This is a genomic window from Citricoccus sp. CH26A, from assembly GCF_000224415.1.
GTDB lineage: Bacteria > Actinomycetota > Actinomycetes > Actinomycetales > Micrococcaceae > Citricoccus.
On sequence record NZ_AFXQ01000005.1, the window covers coordinates 84,537 to 102,230 of the forward strand.

13 protein-coding genes and 1 pseudogene are annotated in these 17,694 nt (G+C 66.3%); 9 read left to right on the forward strand and 5 right to left on the reverse strand.

Annotated features, from left to right (window positions below):
- Positions 1 to 9: 9 nt before the first annotated feature.
- The 3 genes from CITRI_RS0105025 to dapA are packed head-to-tail and all read right to left on the reverse strand — an operon-like array spanning position 10 to position 6,147.
- The gene (locus CITRI_RS0105025) at positions 10 to 1,209 is read right to left on the reverse strand and encodes a heparan-alpha-glucosaminide N-acetyltransferase domain-containing protein (RefSeq protein ID WP_237708991.1); all 1,200 of its coding nucleotides are present in this window, start codon (positions 1,207 to 1,209) and stop codon (positions 10 to 12) included.
- 29 nt (positions 1,210 to 1,238) lie between these two features.
- Positions 1,239 to 5,174, reverse strand: coding sequence for a Pls/PosA family non-ribosomal peptide synthetase (locus CITRI_RS0105030; protein WP_010143560.1), 3,936 nt, complete (start codon positions 5,172 to 5,174; stop codon positions 1,239 to 1,241).
- A 46-nt stretch (positions 5,175 to 5,220) separates the two neighbouring features.
- A complete protein-coding gene (dapA, locus tag CITRI_RS0105035) occupies positions 5,221 to 6,147 on the reverse strand; it encodes a 4-hydroxy-tetrahydrodipicolinate synthase (RefSeq protein WP_010143561.1) in 927 nt (308 codons plus the stop codon).
- A gap of 233 nt (positions 6,148 to 6,380) precedes the next feature.
- On the opposite strand from dapA, the gene CITRI_RS0105040 reads away from it, so the two are divergent.
- Together CITRI_RS0105040 and CITRI_RS0105050 are read left to right on the forward strand one after the other, a co-directional pair.
- Positions 6,381 to 7,661, forward strand: coding sequence for a KamA family radical SAM protein (locus CITRI_RS0105040; protein WP_010143563.1), 1,281 nt, complete (start codon positions 6,381 to 6,383; stop codon positions 7,659 to 7,661).
- Positions 7,662 to 8,055: 394 nt separating this feature from the next.
- Entirely contained in the window at positions 8,056 to 8,277 is a 222-nt protein-coding gene (locus CITRI_RS0105050) for a hypothetical protein (protein ID WP_010143565.1), read from the forward strand.
- 45 nt (positions 8,278 to 8,322) lie between these two features.
- Here CITRI_RS0105050 and CITRI_RS0105055 read toward each other — a convergent pair whose 3' ends face one another.
- Entirely contained in the window at positions 8,323 to 9,063 is a 741-nt protein-coding gene (locus CITRI_RS0105055; RefSeq protein ID WP_083843313.1) for a BTAD domain-containing putative transcriptional regulator, read from the reverse strand.
- A gap of 946 nt (positions 9,064 to 10,009) precedes the next feature.
- On the opposite strand from CITRI_RS0105055, the gene CITRI_RS0105060 reads away from it, so the two are divergent.
- Positions 10,010 to 11,008, forward strand: a complete 999-nt coding sequence (locus CITRI_RS0105060; RefSeq protein ID WP_010143567.1) for a magnesium and cobalt transport protein CorA — start codon at positions 10,010 to 10,012, stop codon at positions 11,006 to 11,008.
- A 21-nt stretch (positions 11,009 to 11,029) separates the two neighbouring features.
- On the opposite strand, the gene pyrE is transcribed toward CITRI_RS0105060, so the two are convergent.
- A complete protein-coding gene (gene pyrE, locus CITRI_RS0105065) occupies positions 11,030 to 11,632 on the reverse strand; it encodes an orotate phosphoribosyltransferase (protein ID WP_029139054.1) in 603 nt (200 codons plus the stop codon).
- Positions 11,633 to 11,678: 46 nt separating this feature from the next.
- Here pyrE and CITRI_RS0105070 point away from each other — a divergent pair, with 46 nt between their 5' ends.
- The 6 genes and pseudogenes from CITRI_RS0105070 to CITRI_RS0105095 all read left to right on the forward strand — a co-directional run bounded on the left by CITRI_RS0105070 (position 11,679) and on the right by CITRI_RS0105095 (position 17,625).
- Positions 11,679 to 12,146 carry a MarR family winged helix-turn-helix transcriptional regulator gene (locus tag CITRI_RS0105070; protein WP_010143569.1) on the forward strand — a complete coding sequence of 156 codons (468 nt, stop codon included), beginning with the start codon at positions 11,679 to 11,681 and terminating at the stop codon, positions 12,144 to 12,146.
- A gap of 21 nt (positions 12,147 to 12,167) precedes the next feature.
- Positions 12,168 to 12,995, forward strand: coding sequence for an ammonia-dependent NAD(+) synthetase (nadE, locus tag CITRI_RS0105075; RefSeq protein ID WP_029139055.1), 828 nt, complete (start codon positions 12,168 to 12,170; stop codon positions 12,993 to 12,995).
- A 48-nt stretch (positions 12,996 to 13,043) separates the two neighbouring features.
- Positions 13,044 to 13,874 (forward strand): exodeoxyribonuclease III, encoded by an 831-nt coding sequence (locus CITRI_RS0105080; protein WP_010143571.1) that lies wholly within the window; start codon positions 13,044 to 13,046, stop codon positions 13,872 to 13,874.
- 9 nt (positions 13,875 to 13,883) lie between these two features.
- Positions 13,884 to 14,750 (forward strand): hypothetical protein, encoded by an 867-nt coding sequence (locus CITRI_RS0105085; RefSeq protein ID WP_010143572.1) that lies wholly within the window; start codon positions 13,884 to 13,886, stop codon positions 14,748 to 14,750.
- A 139-nt stretch (positions 14,751 to 14,889) separates the two neighbouring features.
- Positions 14,890 to 16,763 (forward strand): annotated as a pseudogene (locus CITRI_RS16400) (alpha-amylase family glycosyl hydrolase).
- 103 nt (positions 16,764 to 16,866) lie between these two features.
- On the forward strand, positions 16,867 to 17,625 hold the full coding sequence (locus CITRI_RS0105095) for an SDR family NAD(P)-dependent oxidoreductase (protein ID WP_010143577.1): 759 nt from the start codon (positions 16,867 to 16,869) through the stop codon (positions 17,623 to 17,625).
- Positions 17,626 to 17,694: the final 69 nt, after the last annotated feature.

A 17,694-nucleotide genomic window follows, 5' to 3' on the forward strand; every position in this document is an offset into this window, starting at 1 on the left:
CAGGCAGTCTCAGTCGCGCCCTGGGCGGGGCGGAGTGGTGACGCCCATCGACCTAGCCGCATTTCCCGCCCGATAGGCGAGCATTTCGAGTGGCCCTCGTTGCCGAGCGAGACGGAATGCGACACCGACAACGGCCGCTACCCCGGCTTGCCACCAGAAGAGGCCAACGATGTCGTAAGAGGGGTTCGTAGGCGTGATCAGGGCCATCACGGCAATGTGCGCTGAGTAAAGCGTCAGCGTCATCGCTCCGGCCCCTGCCAGGGGTAACAACACTCTGGGCCGCCCCCGCCCCACCAGCAGGCAGACTCCCAAGATGATCGCAGCTGTGCCCATGCTGTCGACCAGGGCAGGGGTGGTTCCCAAGTGCGGTTCATCTACGGCTAGCCACCACCAGGCGGCTCCGTCGAACCCGTCCAGGACCTCCGGGTAGTCGGGCGGATAGCTTCCGGCCGCGTCCCGAAGGGCCGCCCGGCCCCCAGCCGGGCCCAACAGGATCGAGCTGGCCAGACGGGAACCGAGAAACATCAGTGTTCCAACTCCTACCAGGAGCACCTCCACTCGCAGGGACCGCAGTCTCACGCGGCCCAACACCAATCCGAACAGGACGTAGCTGAACCATTGCAGCACCGGGTAGGCACCGGTGAGGAGCAGGTCAGAAAGTAGTGCCAATGGGGTCAACAGGCTGAGCCAGTTGGGTTCCGTAGTCAGGCCCATGCCACCACTCATGCTGACCAGCAGGGAATGGCACGACAACGCCATGACCGGCGCGAGGACCGTCCACGATGCGGCCCATGTGATCAGCCGGTTCAGTCTCATAGTGATGAACGGCAGCGCCAAGAGGAACATCACGGCGTACTGCACGAGGATGATCTCCAGCTCGGAACCGGTCATTCCCAGGGACAAACCCACGGCTCCAATGACACCAGCCCTGGCGGTGATGCCACGGCGGTGGGCTGCGACGTGTGCATGGGCGGCCGGCTGATCACCTCCGGTCAGCAGTGACAGGCCCACCCCGGCCAGCACGGCGAACATGGCAGCCGATCGGCCCAGGACGAGCTGGGACATCCAATCGGGAGCCGTCGAATCCGGGTAGGCCACCCTGAACACGTGGACAGTCATCATGCCGAGCAGAGCCACCCCTCGGGCTGCGTCGACCCCGACCAGACGTAGCCCCTTTTCGGCGTGCTGAGCGTCATCGTCTGGCGCCATGGACACCTGAGGATCTCCTCGGGGCTCCGTCAGCCCTGGACGGTGGGGATGCCGTGCCAACGGTTTCCTGCGGGCATGGTCTCGCCCTTCATCAGCAGCGATAGCGGCCCCACGACGGCGTCCTCCTCCATCACGGTGTCATAGAGCACCACCGCCATGTTGCCCACGGAGCATCCTTCCCCGATCACCAGGTGGGATGACTTCATGATCCGGTCCTCGAAGAGGTGGTTCTGGATGATCGAACCGGCATTGAGGGCAGCGAAGTCCCCGATCTGGATCAAGTCGAACTCCGAGAAGAGACTACTGCCGATATAGCAGTTCTTTCCGATCCGACAACCGAGCAACCTCAGCACCGGAGCAGCGAACGGCGTGCCGAAGAGCTGAGCGACGATCGGTGACATGAGCGACTCGTAGGCTCCGTTGAGCATCTCGTTGAACCATACATAAGGAGACCACAGGGGCACGACGACGGGGTGGAAGCGCCCCATGACGGTCCACTTCAGAACGACGACGACGGCGATGGCGATGATGGCCAATGTCAGTGCCAGCCCAGGCAGGATCAAGAGCATGATCCACACCCCATAGGTTTGGTAGGTCAAGATGACCGCCACAAGACCAGTGAGACCGAGGACGGTCTGCGTGTAGGCGGGAATCAAGATACGCAAAGCATCGACCACGCCGCGGCGTACGTACATCTTGCGGCTCGGGAGATAGGTCGTGCCGTCGTCAAAACCGGCAACCTTCTGCCGGTTAGGAAGGTTGAAGGCCGGGGATCCGAGCCAGTCCGTGCCGTCAGGTGTGGGCTCTGTTCGTGACGGAGGGACGGACAGGACACCCAGCAGGCTGTTGTCGCCCAGACTCGACGCGACCGGCAGCATCGCGCTGTTCCCAACAAAACTGCGCCTTCCAACAGTGTTGGGGTGGAGTTCAAAATGACCGCCGAATGTCCTGCGCCCTCCCAGGATTGCACCGTCGGCGAAGAAACTGCCCTCACCGACGGTCAACAATTCTGGGATGAAGCTCCACACGGTGGACATCTCCGAGTGGCGGCCGACCTTGGCACCGAGCAGGCGCATCCACGGGGGGAGGTAGATGGTCGTGAAGACGGGTAAGAACATTGTTCGACTGGAGCGCATGAGGCTGTAGGCCATCCAGTGGCGCAGATAGTAGAAAGTGTAAAGCTCGTATACCCCGGTCCGAGCACGACGGAGTAACACGGCCTTGAACAGCGCCACCCAGAAGCAAGAGAACACGACCATGAGCGGCACGGCGAGCAATGAGAGGCCTGCCGCCGGAAGGAACCACCCCTGCTGGGCAGCGACCAACCAGAACAGTGCCATGGCCAAGGCCGGGAGGCCGAACAATAGTCCTGACAACATCCCGAGCACGAACACTCCGACGCAGAAGAGTACGAGGCGCGTCAGACTGTAGCGCCGAATATCCTCAACGGGAACATGGACCTCGGTCGGCTCAGCCGGAGAGCCACGTCGTTGCTCGTCCGCTCCCAGGATGGTGCCGTCAGGCAGCAGGGACTGATCGTCTAGGCGGGAACCGTCGCCCATCTGCACATCGAGGCCGAGGGCGGAGTGCGCACCCACGAAGCACCGGTCACCGATCTCGAGGGTACCGATGAGCAAGTAACCGTTCTCGATCCGATACCCGAGTAGTTGGGTGTCGGCACCGATCGTGGAGTCGTCGCCGATCCGCACCGTGTCCCAGATTGAACACAGTCCCGTCTCAAGGGCACAGTTGCGGCCGACTTTCGCACCCATCAACCGGTAATAGACGGTCATCAGCGGCGTACCCGCGAGCATGCCCAGGCCGCTCAAGCCCTGGAGTCTCTGGACGATCCACCAACGGATGTAGTAACTCCCCCACAATGGATACGCCCCGGGCTTGTACCGTCCGATGACTACCCACTTCGACCCCACCCCCACGAGAAGTAACACCGGCCAGAGGATCAGCCCGAACACCAGGAGGAAGATTACTCCCTCCAGCACGGGTGTCCGCCCTTGGAGCATGCCGTCGATGACGGGCACGATAACGACCGCCGGGAGAGAGAAGACCAAGAGCAAGCCGAGGATGACCCCGGCCTGCAAGGCCGCCACCCGCTTGCGAACGCTTCGACGAGTCGGCGGGGGCGTAGCGTAGGCCCCTGCGAGGGCCACATCGGTCGTTTCGTGTGCGCGGGCGGAGTGTTGACTGAGTTGGCGCACCGTCGGGTAGGCATAGAGATCGCGGACAGCCACGCGGCAGTCCGCTTTCTCCCGCAGTGCGGCGACCGTCCGGGCCGCAAGCAGGGAGTGCCCGCCAAGATCGAGGAAGAAGTCCTGGTCTACCCCTACCTCCGGTATCCCGAACACGGCGGCCCATGCGTCAGCGATCTTCTGCTCCCGTTCGGTCACGGGCCGCTCACCGATGGACGAGCCGTCGACCAGCGGAGTCCTCGCGTCGGGGAGCTTACCCCGATCGATCTTGCCACTGGTCAACCGGGGCAGCTCCTCTAGAACGTCCAGTGAGGTGGGCACCATGTAGGAAGGAAGCCGGGAGCGTAATGTCGCCAGCAACCCGGAACGGTCGAGCTCAGCCGACGGCTCGAGGACGACGTAGGCTGCAAGGTGGTCGACGCCGTCGAGTCTGCGTACTTTCACGGCTGCCGATCTGATGGCGTTGTCCTCGCGGAGCACCGCCTCGATCTCTGCGAGTTCCACTCGATACCCGCGGATCTTGACCTGGCCGTCGATGCGTCCAAAGAACTCGATTTCCCCATCTTCATTGGCCCGGACGAGGTCTCCGGTCCGGTAGAGCCGACCGCCACGGTCTGGATGCGCCAAGAACTGCTTCGATGTCAGTTCGGGCTGATTGAGATATCCGCGGGAGATGCCTGCTCCGCCGATGTACAGTTCTCCCATTTCCCCGGGTGCTACCGGGTGCATGGTGGAATCGAGAATGTACGGCACATAGCCAGGCAGCGGCTTTCCGATCGTGACGGACCGGCCGGGTTCGCACACGAAAGCCGTGGTATTGACCGTGGCCTCGGTCGGACCGTAGACGTTGAGCATCAGCCGCCCTGGCCGGGCCCAATCGGCAACCAGTTGGGGAGGACAGGCCTCCCCGCTTACTACGACCTGGCGTAGGGAGGGAATATCCGCCGTCATGGTGGCGAGCATGGTAGGCACCGTGGAGAAGTAGGTCACGCGCAGGGCGGTCAAGTGTTGGGCCAGGTCATTGCCGAAGCGCGGGGCGGACCGCGTCCCGACGACCAGTGAGGCCCCATTGGAGAAGGCCATCCAGATTTCCTCGACGGATCCATCGAACCCGAGCGAGAACCCCTGATAGATCCGGTCCTCGCGGGTGGTGGAACAAACCCGGTTGAACGCCGGTATGAAGTGGGTGGCATTGCGATGCTCCGTCATGACACCCTTCGGGCGCCCCGTGGTGCCCGAAGTGAAAATCACGTAGCAGAGGTCTTCCGGCGTCAGTCCCGTCTCGGTGCGGGTTAGACGCCGGTCCGCGCAGGCAGCGATGTCGGCCGCCTCCACGTCCGTGGCGACAACCTCGGCCGTAGCCAATGCCATGCACCGCTCGGCGAGGACTCGCTCCGTGAGGACGGTTTCGATGGACGCTTCGGAGACGATGTACTGGATTCGGTCGTCCGGGTGGCCCGGATCAAGGGGCACGTATGCGGCTCCGGCCTTGAGGCAACCTAGGATCGCGACGATCGGCATCTCGGAGCGCTCGTAGAAGAGCCCGACCAGTGACCCCGGGCCCACCTGACGAGCGCGCAGATAGTGCGCCAGACGGTTGGCTTGGGCGTCCAGTTCCCCATAGGTCAGCGATACCTCTCCGCAGATCAACGCCGTCGATTCGGGGTGGGCATCTGATTGCTGCTCGAAGAGTTCGTGCAGGCAGGCCTGGTCGGTCGAAGTGAGTGCGGAGCGGCTCTGCAGGTCGATGTTCGTCATGATTCCTCCGGGTGCAGGCGGTGAGTGCGGGCGATCGGGCGCTTGATCAGGAGACCGGCCGTAGGAGGGACGCGACAGCGGTGGTGCAAGCCGTCGAGGCCTCAAAGTCCTTCATGAGTACCTGGACTTCCTGCGGTGACAACGGCACCAGGGGTGAACGGACCGGTCCTGCCGGCAAGTGAAGGAATGACAACAACTCCTTGACGGACGCTGAGGCCGGGCAGCGGAATAGACCGGTGAAGATGGGCAACAGTTCTCGATGGATTCCCAGGGCGTCCTCCATGGAGCCCGAGTGAAAACACGCCAGCATGCTCCGCAGCGCAGGGGCAGCGAGATGCCCTGCGACGGAGATGAATCCGCTTGCCCCAACGGACAACAGGGGAAGGTTCAGAGCGTCATCGCCGGAGTAGTAGACGAGCCCGGTGTGCTTGAGCACCCAGGACGTCGATTGCAGGTCCCCCTTGGCATCCTTGACCGCGACGATGCGAACATGTTCTGCCAGTGCCCGCAAGGTCTCCGGCTCCACTGCCACACCGGTCCGTTTGGGAATGTCGTAGACGATGACGGGCAGTGACGTGCTGTCGGCGATCGCGGTGAAATAGTCGATCAGGCCGCTCTGGGACGGACGGCAATAATACGGAGCCACCACGAGCAATCCGTCCGCCCCTGCATCCTCGGCATCCTGCGCGAGGGCCACACTGTGTCGGGTGTCGGATGAACCCACTCCGGCGATGACGCTCCGGCCCGCTGGGGCCAGGACCTCGCGCACGGTTTCTATCACACGTCGCTTCTCCGCCGCGGACGTGCTGAAAGCCTCACCGGTGGTGCCATTCAGCACCAGCCCATCATTCCATCCTGGCCGGGTCAACCACTGTGCCAACCGGCGGCAACCCTCGATGTCGACGTCCCCCTGTGGGTCGAAGGGCGTCACCATGGCAGTCAGGACGTTTCCGAATCGGCTGTTCTCACTCATTCGTGTGCTCCTCACGCGAAATCGTGCCGGCCATCCCCTGGGTCGGCGCTCCTCGCAGTGAACGGCTCCGTGCGTTAATCGCCCGTTATCGAGACAACCGATGGGACCTCACGGTCAAAGCGGTAACGGAGCTTTAACGGCGTGACGTCAACGCTGGCGCTCGGATGGCAATCATCCGGTGGTATCCGGCTCGGGCCCAGGCCTGTTCCGGTGTCGACATAAGGAGTGCACCAATGTACCCAGACTGGACGCGATTCTCGGTGTGGAAAGACGTATCCGAGGAGGAGTTCGGCCATCACAGCTGGCAGGACCGCAACTCGATCACGCGCATCAAGCAACTAAGGGCAGCGCTGGATGTGGTGGCCGCACCGGAGGTGATCCAAGACATCGAGGACGGCCTGACGCACGTGGGCATGTCGATTCGGTTGACCCCGTACGTGATGAACCTGATCGACTGGTCCAATGCCATCTCGGACCCGATCCGCAGCCAGTTCCTTCCGATGCGCTCGGAGCAGGAAGAGGATCATCCTTGCCTGCGGGTCGACTCTCTCGAAGAACAGGATAGATCCCCGGTACCCAGCCTCGTACACCGGTACCCGGACAAGGTGCTGTTCCTCGTCACAGCAGTGTGTCCCGTGTACTGCCAGTTCTGCACTCGCAGTTACGCCGTGGGCCAGAGCACCGATCTGGTTCAGAAGGAGCAAGTGACCAGTACTAGGAACTGGCCGGCGGCACTGGACTACATTCGCAGGACGCCAGAGGTTGAGGACGTGGTCATCTCCGGCGGTGACCTCGCCCGGTTGAAACCCGCCAACGTGTTCGAGTTGGGCAACGCGTTGCTGGACATTGAACACGTGCGCCGTTTCCGATTTGCGACGAAGGCACTGGCTGTCGAACCGATGAAGTTCCTCACGGACCAGGAGTGGGTCGACGCGCTCACCGCGGTCGTCGACCGCGGCCGGACGATGTTCAAGGATGTCGTCCTCCACACCCACTTCAACCATCCCGACGAGGTCACACCCGTCGTCGAGCAGGCGATGCGGCTGCTTCATTCACGGGGGGTTTTCGTCCGCAACCAGACCGTGTTGCTCCGGGGGGTGAACAATGATGCCCTGACGCTGAAGACCTTGATCAAACGGCTCAGCCGGGTGAACATCCATCCGTATTACGTCTATGTATGCGACATGGTCAAGGGCACCGAGCACTTCAGGTTGCCGATCGCCGAGGCCCAGTCCTTAGAGAAGGAAGTCCGGGGGGTAACGGCCGGGTTCAATACTCCGCTATTCATCGTTGACACTCCGACCGGCAAGAGGGACGTGCATTCCGCGGAATTCCACAACGATGAGTTCGGGGTTTCGGCGTTCCGATCTCCAAACGTCGACGCCAGCCGCCTGTGCTATTACTTCGATCCGGTGCGTTCCCTCAGCTCCGAGGCGCGACTGGCCTGGGGCTCCGAACATGCCCGCGAGCGCATTCTCGACGAAAGGATCGAACCTGATCTCGCCCGAGCCTGAGAGCACCGAAGAGCACCGGGCTCCTGGGCCGCATCCACATCGGCAACAGGAGCCCGGGGCCTTAGGGCCGGTAGCAGGCCGGCCATCAGGTCCCAGGGCGGGATGAGCCCGCAGTCATACACCGGTTCTTCCTGTCTTCTCAGTGGGCCCACCTCACCGGAATCCTGCTCCCGCTGAGAGGCAGCTGGATCGGAACCGGAAGCACCGCCATGGGCGCCGTCCACTGGTCGGCGTCGACCATCGAGTCCCTGCCCGATTTTCTCATGGAGGCATGCAGGGCTATATTGGATGTGACATGGACGTTCAGCGGTTGTTCCTGTCTTTCTGGTTGTATCCTGCCGCTCAACCTCAGGGATGAGCCGCCAACTCCGGGAATCTCACAGGAAGGACACCGGTGGATAGCGACACTGTCGACGGCAATGAGGAGACCGCCGGGGTGGGGAGCTCCATCGTGATCAGGATGTGGCGGGAGCCGGAGCACGACAGACAATTCCGTGCACGGCTCATCCGCACCGGTTGGCGGGAGGATGTCGACGTGGCGCTGGTAGCCGACCCGGATGCGGTCCTGAAACAGGTGGAGAAATGGCTGGCAGAGTTCACTGCGTCAGGGACTTGATCTGATCTTCGGCACGCGGGCGTGCGTTGCACGAAACCCCACCGATCATCGCTGTTTTCGGTCGAGGACGTCAGGACGCATTCCGGCGTCCTCGATGAGCAGGGCAAAGCGCTCCGATGGCTCTAATCCAAACTGCCGCAGGGAAAAAGAGCGGAAACGCTGATAGGTCTGAGCTGCTGACTCCAGATTCCCGTCAGCGATGTGCCCCTCGGCCAGCAGCCGATGCGCTGTCTCGCGCAGGGGGTCAGCGTCTACTGCGGTTTGCGCGGCGACGAGGGCCGCCCGTAGCGCATTCCGGGTGATGAACTGCCGTGCTAATGATTCCAGCGTGCTGACGCGCATCTGATGCAGCCTCTCCCGCTGAGCTACAACCCAGTCATCCTGCCAACTCGGCAACAGATTCGGATGCACGAGAGAATCGAGAAGCGCCCGCAGTTCTCGCTCGTCTGTTTGTTCGGAAAGGCGACCCGCCCTCCGGTACAGTTCCGTGACGTCCACATGTACGTTCTCGGTTAGTCCCAGCCGAGTACCGTCATCTTGCAGCACCCCGGGAAGTCGCTGACGAATCTGCCAGACACTCGCCCGGAGACTCCCCAGCGCCTGCGACTCACTGCTGTTGCCCCACAGGAGGTCAGACAGAAACATCCGCGAACGGTCCCCGTACATGGCCAGGGCGGCAATGAGGCGCTGCTGACGGGGCGCCACCTTGACCGCTTGTCCTCCTCGGTGCACATGCCACTCCCCGAGCAGGGCCAATTTCCACAGTGGAGCAGGCGCCGCAGGCATGCGTCCTCCCCCGTTGACGTCCAAACTGGCCTAATGGAGAGAACAATAACCGGCCTGACGTTATTGACGTAGACGTGTTCATCGTGCGACGCCGGGAAGAATCCGTCACGACCCATCTGCCATCTCAGTTCCCTGGCTTGCTGAATCCCTGCCCATTCCTCCCCGGACGTGGCAGGCGCGAGCCCATCGCAACTTCGCGATAGACAGTGTTCGGATTCAGCCTGATCCGCGGGGATCCAGCTGAAGCCAGGTGGATGTCCCTATGGATGTAAAGCCGCCTTGCGAGGTATCTCCTTGGCGGGTTCGCCAGTTGGTGTTCGGATGAACTCGTAGATCTCGCGGGTCACGTATCTGTGGAGGTCACGGATGGCTTCGCGTCGAGTACCGCCCTCGGCGGGTCGCTTGCGGAGGTGCTCCTGTGTGCGGCTTCGTCAACGGCCGCAGCGATGCGATGATACAGCTCCTCGACTTCCGCGCTGAGGTGCGGGATGCGTCGGCCAGGATCCGCAGCGTGATGCGGATGGCTCCGGCCGGTCCTGTGTGCCTCGCGCTACTCAACCGGGTGCACCGTTTAGCCAGATGTTGGTCGCTCAGCCCGGCAAGGAACTGTCGAAGGGCACCGTCGCTGGTGACGATGACGGCCTTTACGGTCGATGTGACACGAGCCGAGAGCGCGGGCGTGCGGCGGATTCAGCGTTGATCATGTCGCTCTTCCCGCACGCCGTTCGTATGAGGAGCTGGTGGCGCGGAAACCGCGCGAATCGAACAGGCCACCGATCATCGGTACGACGGGTACGACGTGGACGAGCTTGTGCTTGTCGACACCCCACAGGACGTCCTCGCCCGTGGATGCAGCGACCGCGGCCTCTGGGCGCACCAGTCTGCCCCGCCAGCGGTCAGACTTTCCGACCCTGCCGGCCCGGGCCGCAGGGCGCACAATGGTGCCGTGACGATCGTCGACAACGCCATCTACAAGGACGGCAAGCGCATCCTGGCCCCCACCAGCCTCCAGGAGACCTTCGAGGAGTGCGAACGACTGGGCGGCATGGCCTGGGTCGGGTTGTACAGACCGGACGAGGCGGAGCTGCAGGAGGTCGCCGAGGAGCTGAACCTCCACGAACTCGCGGTCGAGGACGCGCTGGCCGGTGGGCAGCGGGCCAAGCTCGAGCACTACGACGACGACCGGTTCTTCGTGTTGATCCCGGCCCGCTACATCGACGAGACCGAGACGGTCGAGTTCGGCGAGCTCAACGTGTTCGTCGGGGCGAACTTCGTGGTCACGGTGCGCCACTCCGAGGTGCCCGACCTCTCCCGGGTGCGGTTGCACCTGGAGCGGGACCGGCCCGAACGGCTGGCGGCGGGGACCCCCGCCGTGGTGCACGGGATCCTGGACTCGGTGGTGGACGACTACTTCCCGGTCGCCGACGGCCTGGACAACGACATCGCGGAGATCGAGGACCAGATCTTTGCCGGGGACGGCAACGTCTCCCGGCGCATCTACCAGCTCTCCCGGGAGGTGGTGAACTTCCAGCGGGCGATCCGGTCCCTGCCGTACATGCTCGACAACATGATCGAGAACCTGGAGACGGACCCGTCCAAGGTCGAGGTGGTCCGCAAGCTGCGGGACGTCCAGGACCACACCGAGCAGCTCAACGACCGCGTCATGGCCATGCGGACCATGCTCGAGCACGCCCTGGAGCTGGACTCGACCCTGACCTCCAAGAAGCTCGCCGAGGAGTCCGTGCGGCAGAACGACCAGGTGAAGAAGATCTCGTCCTGGGCGGCCATCATCTTCGCCCCGCAGTTGATCGGGTCCATCTACGGCATGAACTTCGACCGCATGCCGGAACTCCATTGGGCCTGGGGCTACCCCTTCGCCCTCGGGCTCATGCTGGCGATCGCCGTGGTGCTCTACGTCCTGTTCAGGCGCAACGACTGGCTCTAAGCGCCCGCCGGCGCCCCGCCGTCAGTCGAGGCCCAGCTCGTCCTTGCCGAAGGCGAAGAGGTAGGGCACGCCGGCCTCGGACTCGATCCGTTCGGCGGCACCGGTGGAACGGTCCACGATCACGGCCACGGCCCTCACGGTGCCACCGGCGGCACGGACGCCCTCCACGGCGGTCAGGGCGGAACCACCGGTGGTCGAGGTGTCCTCGAGCACCACGACGTCCCTGCCCTCCACGGCGGGACCCTCGACCTGGCGGCCCATCCCGTAGGACTTCTGGGCCTTGCGCACCACGAACGCGTCGACTCCCCGGCCCTGCCGGCCGGCCTCGTGCAGGATCGCGGTGCCGACCGGATCGGCCCCCATGGTCAGCCCGCCCGCGGCGCTGAACCCGACGCCGGCCCCGTCCAGCAGGTCGAGCATGACGCGGCCGACCAAGGGCGCGGCCTCGTGGTGCAGGGTGACCCGGCGCAGGTCGATGTAGTAGTCGGCCTCCTGCCCGGAGGACAGCGTGACCCGGCCCCGGACGACGGCCAGTTCCTGGATGAGCTCGAGCAACCGGGCGCGGTCCCGCGCCTTCTGGTCCGCCGAGCGGGCGGCGGGGGAATCCGGGGTCTGAGTAGTCATGCCGTCCATCCTAGATTCTCGGCCGGACCCCTCCTAGGGTGGTGACATGAGCGATCCCCAGCCTCCCCAGGAACACCTGTCGGACCGTCCCACCGAACAGTTGCTCAGCTACTGGCTCAACATGGTGGACACGCTGCTCACCCAGCGCGTCAACGAGTCCCTGGCCGAACACGGCCTGACCCGGGCCCAATGGCAGCTGATGAACGCCCTGACCTCCCGCCCGCAGTCCGCCGAGGAGCTCGGGCACGTGCTGCCCCCGTCCGTGGCAGGGTCGGACGAGGGCCCGCGGACGGTGAAGGAGAACCTGGACGAGCTGGTGGAGTCCGGTTGGCTCGTGGTCGAGGGCGATCTCTACACCCTCACGAGCACCGGACGCACCAGCGGCGAGCGCGTGGCCGCCGTGGTCGAGGAGATGCGGGCCGACATCACGGAGGGCCTGGACGAGGAACAGTACGAGACCGTGATGACCGCGTTGCAGACCATGGCGCGGAACCTCGGCTGGTCGCGCAGCTGAAACCGCCCCTAGGCTGGGCCCATGCGCGAAATGCAGAAGGCCATCATTGCCGAGTTCGGCGTCAAGCCGGAGATCGATCCAGCCGCCGAGGCGGCCGCACGTGTCCAGTTCCTGCAGGACTACCTGCGGGCCAGCGGCGCGAGGGGATTCGTCCTGGGCATCTCTGGCGGCCTCGACTCCACGCTGGCCGGCCGGCTCGCCCAGCTGGCCGTCGAGGGACTGCGCGCCGAGGGGATCCAGGCCGAGTTCGTCCCCGTCCGGTTGCCCTACAACGTCCAGCATGACGAGGACGACGCCCAGGCCGCCCTCGACTTCATCGACGGCGACGCGGAGACCACGTTCGACATCGCGGCTGCCGTGGATGGCTTCGAGAGTGAGTTCACCGCCGCCACCGGGGAGCCGATCACCGATTTCAACAAGGGCAACGTCAAGGCCCGGGTGCGCATGGTGGCCCAGTACGCCATCGCCGGTGCGCACGGACTGCTGGTGATCGGCACCGACCACGGCGCGGAGTCCGTGACCGGTTTCTTCACCAAGTTCGGGGACGGCGCGGCCGACGTGCTCCCCCTGTTCGGCCTGAACAAGCGGCAGAACCGGCAACTGTTGAAGTACCTGGGCGCCGAGGAGCGACTCTGGGCGAAGGTCCCCACCGCGGACCTGCTGGATGACAAGCCCGGACAGACCGATGAGGCCGAGCTCGGGTTGAGCTACGACGTGATCGATGACTACCTCGAGGGCAGGGTGGTTCCCACCGACGCGGCGGAGAAGCTGGAGCAGGTCTACCTGCGGTCCCGCCACAAGCGGACCACCCCGGTCAGCATCCTCGACTCGTGGTGGCGCCAGGACTGAGCCCGGCCCGAAGCGCGCCTGTCGAGAGGTCTTGGCTAGGCTGGCCGGGTGAAGATCGCGACCTGGAATGTGAACTCCCTCCGTGCCCGTGCCGACCGCGTGGAGTCCTGGCTCGAGCGCACGGACGTGGACGTCCTGGCCATCCAGGAGACCAAGTGCAAGGACGAGAACTTCCCCTGGGAGCTCTTCGAGCGCATGGACTACGAGGTGGCGCACTTCGGCTTCTCGCAGTGGAACGGGGTGGCCATCGCCTCGCGCGTGGGCCTGGCCGACGTGGAGCGGACCTTCGTGGGCCAGCCGGAGTTCGGCAAGGGCGGAGTGGATGCCGTCCAGGAGGCCCGGGCGATCGCCGCGACCGTCGGCCAGGGCGAGGACGCCCTGCGGATCTGGTCCCTCTACGTCCCCAACGGCCGTGCCCTCGAGGACGAGCACATGGCCTACAAGCTGCACTGGCTGGACGTGCTCCGCCAGCACGCGGTGGGTGCGGTCGCCGGGGACCCCTCGCTCCGCCTGGCCCTCACCGGGGACTGGAACATCGCCCCGCGGGACGAGGACGTCTGGGACATGCAGTTCTTCCTCGACGAGGGGCTGACCCACGTCTCCCCCGCCGAGCGCGCCGCCTTCCACGCCTTCGAGGAGGCGGGCTTCCAGGACGTGGTCCGCCCCCGCCACCCCGGGCCGGGGGTCTACACGTACTGGGACTACAAGCAGCTGAGGTTCCCCAAGAAGGAGGGCATGCGCATCGACTTCGTGCTCGCCTCTCCCGCCCTGGCCACCTCCGTCACGGACGCCTGGATCGACCGTGACGAGCGCAAGGGCAAGGGCGCCTCGGACCACGCCCCCGTGGTCATGGAGCTCGGCCCGGCAGCGGGGGCCTGAACCGGGCCCATGGAATACCAGTCCGAGCTGCGCGTCTACCAGCCCCTCGCCGCGTTTCCCGACGCCGTCCAGGCCGGGTTCCTGCGCGTCCGCCACCGCACGCGTGCGGCGGCGGAGGAGGAGGCGTCCCGACGGGCGTGGCGCCGGCTGCTGCGCGACGTCACCGACCCGTTCCCCCACGGATCGGACCTGGTCCGCGTGCTGCAGGTGCCCGGGCCGGCGGACGGCCCCGTCTCGGAGTACTTCTGCCCGGACGAGATGGCGCTGCGCTGCGAACTGTCCGCGGAGCAGCTCGCCGAGTCGATGCGTCCGCAGACCTTCAACCTGGTGGTCCCGGAGGCGGCCCGGCGGGCCAACCTGGAACGCCTCGCCGAGCACCTGGAGGCGGACGGCCCCGAGGAGCTGCGGCATGTCCACACCCGGACCGCGGTCTGGGGCGTGCCGGCGTCCTGGTTCGCCCTCGTCCACGAGGACGACACCATCGAGGTCGAGACGGACCCCGGATCCGCGCCCGCCGGGGCAGGGGGCGCCTTCGACGCGGGCGCCGTCCGGACGGTGCGGATCACCGTCCCGCTCGCCCTCGCCCTCGAGCGGGCCCGGCGGGCGGCCGTGGTCCTCTCCCTGCACGCGCCGGACATGGACCTGCTGAACGACCTCACCGTCCTCGTGGCGTGGCTGGAGTCCTTCCACCCGGACTCCATGGTGGAACTGGACTACGGCGGCCTGGCCCGGCTGGTCTGGCCGGACGACTCCCCCTTCGACGTCCGCACCGCGTTCGAGGCGCTGGAGGACGGCGACCAGGAGGCGGCGGTGGTGGCGAACCACCGCATGGTGCGGCGGTGGCTGCCCGTGCGGCAGCTCGGCCGCGCCAGCTGAGCCCCCGCGCGCCCCCTCCAGGGGAGGAGGGCACACGGAGGGCCGCCCGCCGGGCCCGGCGCGACGGACGAGGAGTGGCGGACGAGGAGTGGCGGATCCGCCCACTGCCCCGGAAACCGTGGACCACTAGGCTGGGCCCATGACCACGGGACCCCTGAGCACTCCTCCGTCCGAAGCCCGCAACCGTCCGCAGAACCCCTGGTGGGTGGACGCCGTGATCTACCAGGTCTATCCCCGCTCCTTCGCGGACGCGGATGGCAACGGCATGGGTGACCTGGCCGGGGTGACGGCGAGACTGCCCTACCTGCAGCAGCTCGGGGTGGACGCCGTCTGGCTGTCCCCGTTCTATGTCTCCCCGCAGAAGGACGGCGGTTACGACGTCGCCGACTACCGGGACGTGGACCCGCTCTTCGGCACCCTGGCGGACGCCGACGCCCTGATCGACGCCGCCCACGAGGCCGGATTGCGCATCATCGTGGACCTGGTCCCCAACCACACCTCCTCGGCCCACCCCTGGTTCACCGAGGCACTGGCCACCGACCCGGACACGGAGGAGGGCCGGGCGGCCCGGGACCGGTACATGTTCCGCCCCGGGGCCGGAGCCGACGGTTCGGAGCCGCCGAACAACTGGCAGTCCACCTTCGGCGGGCAGGCCTGGACGCGCACCACGAACCCGGACGGCACGCCCGGGGACTGGTACCTGCACCTGTTCGACTCCTCCCAGCCGGACCTGAACTGGGAGAACCCGGAGGTCAGGGACGAGTTCGAGGACATCCTGCGGTTCTGGCTGGACCGGGGGTGGACGGGTTCCGGGTGGACGTGGCCCACGGGCTGGTCAAGGCCGAGGGCCTGCCGGACCACGCCGAGCGCCCCGGCATGGTCACGGACGCCGGCCTGGCGCCGGCGGCGTTGAGCACCGATGACGGGATGGACGTCTCCGGCCACGCCGAGGAGAACCCGCAGGACCACTCCCACCCGGTCCCGTACCACGACCAGGAGGGCGTCCACGAGATCTACCGCTCGTGGAACCAGGTGCTCTCGGAGTACGACCACGACCCGGTGCTGGTGGCGGAGGCCTGGGTGGCCCCGCTGGAGCGGCTCTTCCGCTATGTCCGCCCCGGCGAGATGCACCAGGCGTTCAACTTCACCTTCCTGATGGCCGGCTGGGACGCCGTCCGGCTCTCGGACGCCATCACGGTCTCCGTGGAGGAGGCGGACAAGGTGGGCGCGCCGAACACCTGGGTGCTGTCCAACCATGACACGGTCCGCCACGCCTCCCGCTTCGGACTGACCGACCCCACCCGCTACCCCTCCGGGATCGGTGCCGAGGACGAGCAGCCGGACGAGGCACTCGGGTGGAAGCGCGCCCGCGCGGCCGCCCTGATCGAGCTGGGGCTGCCCGGCTCCGCCTACGTCTACCAGGGAGACGAGCTGGGCCTGCCCGAGCACACCGAGCTGGACGACTCCCTGCGGCAGGACCCCACCTTCTTCCGCACCGAGGGCGCCGAGAAGGGCCGGGACGGCTGCCGGATCCCCATGCCCTGGCGCGCCGGGGCACCCGGGCTCGGCTTCGCCGTCGGCAACCCCTCCGACGACGACGGCGCCGCCCCGGGCGCGGACGCACAGCCGGCCGCCCCCTGGCTCCCCCAGCCGGAGTCCTACGCCCGGTACGCCGCCGACCAGCAGGTCGGCGTGAAGGGCTCGACCTTCGAGCTGTACCGCCAGTTGATCGCCGTGCGCGGCGAACTGGACCTGGGCACCGGGGCGTTCGCCTGGTCACGGTTCCACGCCCCGGACCACGGGGTGCTCGCCTTCACCGTGACCACCGGGGGCGGCCGGCACCTGGGCTCCGGGGAGCCGATCCCCGAGAAGGTGGTGCTCGTGCTGGCCAACCTGGGCGAGACCGCCGTGGACGTCCCCGAGCACTACGCCGCGGCCATCTTCAGCCAGGACGAGGCCCTGCAGGACGGGCAGCTGATGCCGGACTCGGCGGCCTGGTTCCTCAGGCACTGAGGCCCGGCCGGATCAGCGTCGGTCCGGATCAGCGTGGGTCCGGCCGGCTTCCCCGCCGTGTGGCGCACGTCATGTGCGCGCCCGGCGGGATACCCTGCCGAGCATGGACCTGAAGAACACCTCTGCCCTCGTCACCGGTGCCGCCTCCGGGCTCGGTGCCGCCACCGCCGCACTGCTCGCCGGCCGCGGCGCCCACGTCATCGGCGTGGATCTGCCCTCCTCGATCGAGAACGCGTCCGCGGTGGACGGCGTCTCCTACGTCGCCGCCGACGTGACGGACCCGGACCAGGTGCGCGCCGCCGTCGCGGCCGCGACCGAGGCCGGCCCCCTGCGCACGGTGGTGAACTGTGCCGGCATCGCCCCCTCGGCCCGCATCCTCGGCAAGTCCGGCCCACACGACCTCCGCCTGTTCGAGACGGTGGTGCGGGTGAACCTGATCGGGACCTTCACGGTGCTGGCCCTGGCCGCGGAGGCCATGGCGGCCACGGAACCCGTGGACGAGGACGGTCAGCGGGGCGTGGTGGTCAATACCGCCTCCGTGGCGGCGTTCGAGGGGCAGATCGGCCAGGCCGCCTATTCCGCCTCCAAGGGCGGGGTGCACAGCCTGACCATCACCGCGGCCCGGGACCTGGCCAGCAAGGGCATCCGGGTGAACACGATCGCCCCGGGCGTGGTGGAGACGCCCATGCTGGCGACGATCAGCGAGGAGTACCGGGCGGGCCTGGCCGAGGGCGTGCCGTTCCCGCACCGGCTGGGACGGCCGGCGGAGTTCGCCCAGCTGGTGGAGGCGTTCGTGGACCACCACTACCTCAACGGGACCACCATCCGGATGGACGGCGCCCTGCGCATGGCCCCGCGCTGACCGCACACCCCCAGGACGGGCACGGCCCGGGAACGGCGAAGGCCCCCGCTGGAAGCGGGGGCCTTCGGT

Coding starts and splice junctions, on each gene's coding strand:
- CITRI_RS0105025 (WP_237708991.1), bottom strand. CDS start 1,209: ATGGCGCCAGACGATGACGCTCAGCACGCCGAAAAGGGGCTACGTCTG.
- CITRI_RS0105030 (WP_010143560.1), bottom strand. CDS start 5,174: ATGACGAACATCGACCTGCAGAGCCGCTCCGCACTCACTTCGACCGAC.
- dapA (WP_010143561.1), bottom strand. CDS start 6,147: ATGAGTGAGAACAGCCGATTCGGAAACGTCCTGACTGCCATGGTGACG.
- CITRI_RS0105040 (WP_010143563.1), top strand. CDS start 6,381: ATGTACCCAGACTGGACGCGATTCTCGGTGTGGAAAGACGTATCCGAG.
- CITRI_RS0105055 (WP_083843313.1), bottom strand. CDS start 9,063: ATGCCTGCGGCGCCTGCTCCACTGTGGAAATTGGCCCTGCTCGGGGAG.
- pyrE (WP_029139054.1), bottom strand. CDS start 11,632: ATGACTACTCAGACCCCGGATTCCCCCGCCGCCCGCTCGGCGGACCAG.
- CITRI_RS0105070 (WP_010143569.1), top strand. CDS start 11,679: ATGAGCGATCCCCAGCCTCCCCAGGAACACCTGTCGGACCGTCCCACC.
- nadE (WP_029139055.1), top strand. CDS start 12,168: ATGCGCGAAATGCAGAAGGCCATCATTGCCGAGTTCGGCGTCAAGCCG.
- CITRI_RS0105085 (WP_010143572.1), top strand. CDS start 13,884: ATGGAATACCAGTCCGAGCTGCGCGTCTACCAGCCCCTCGCCGCGTTT.
- CITRI_RS0105095 (WP_010143577.1), top strand. CDS start 16,867: ATGGACCTGAAGAACACCTCTGCCCTCGTCACCGGTGCCGCCTCCGGG.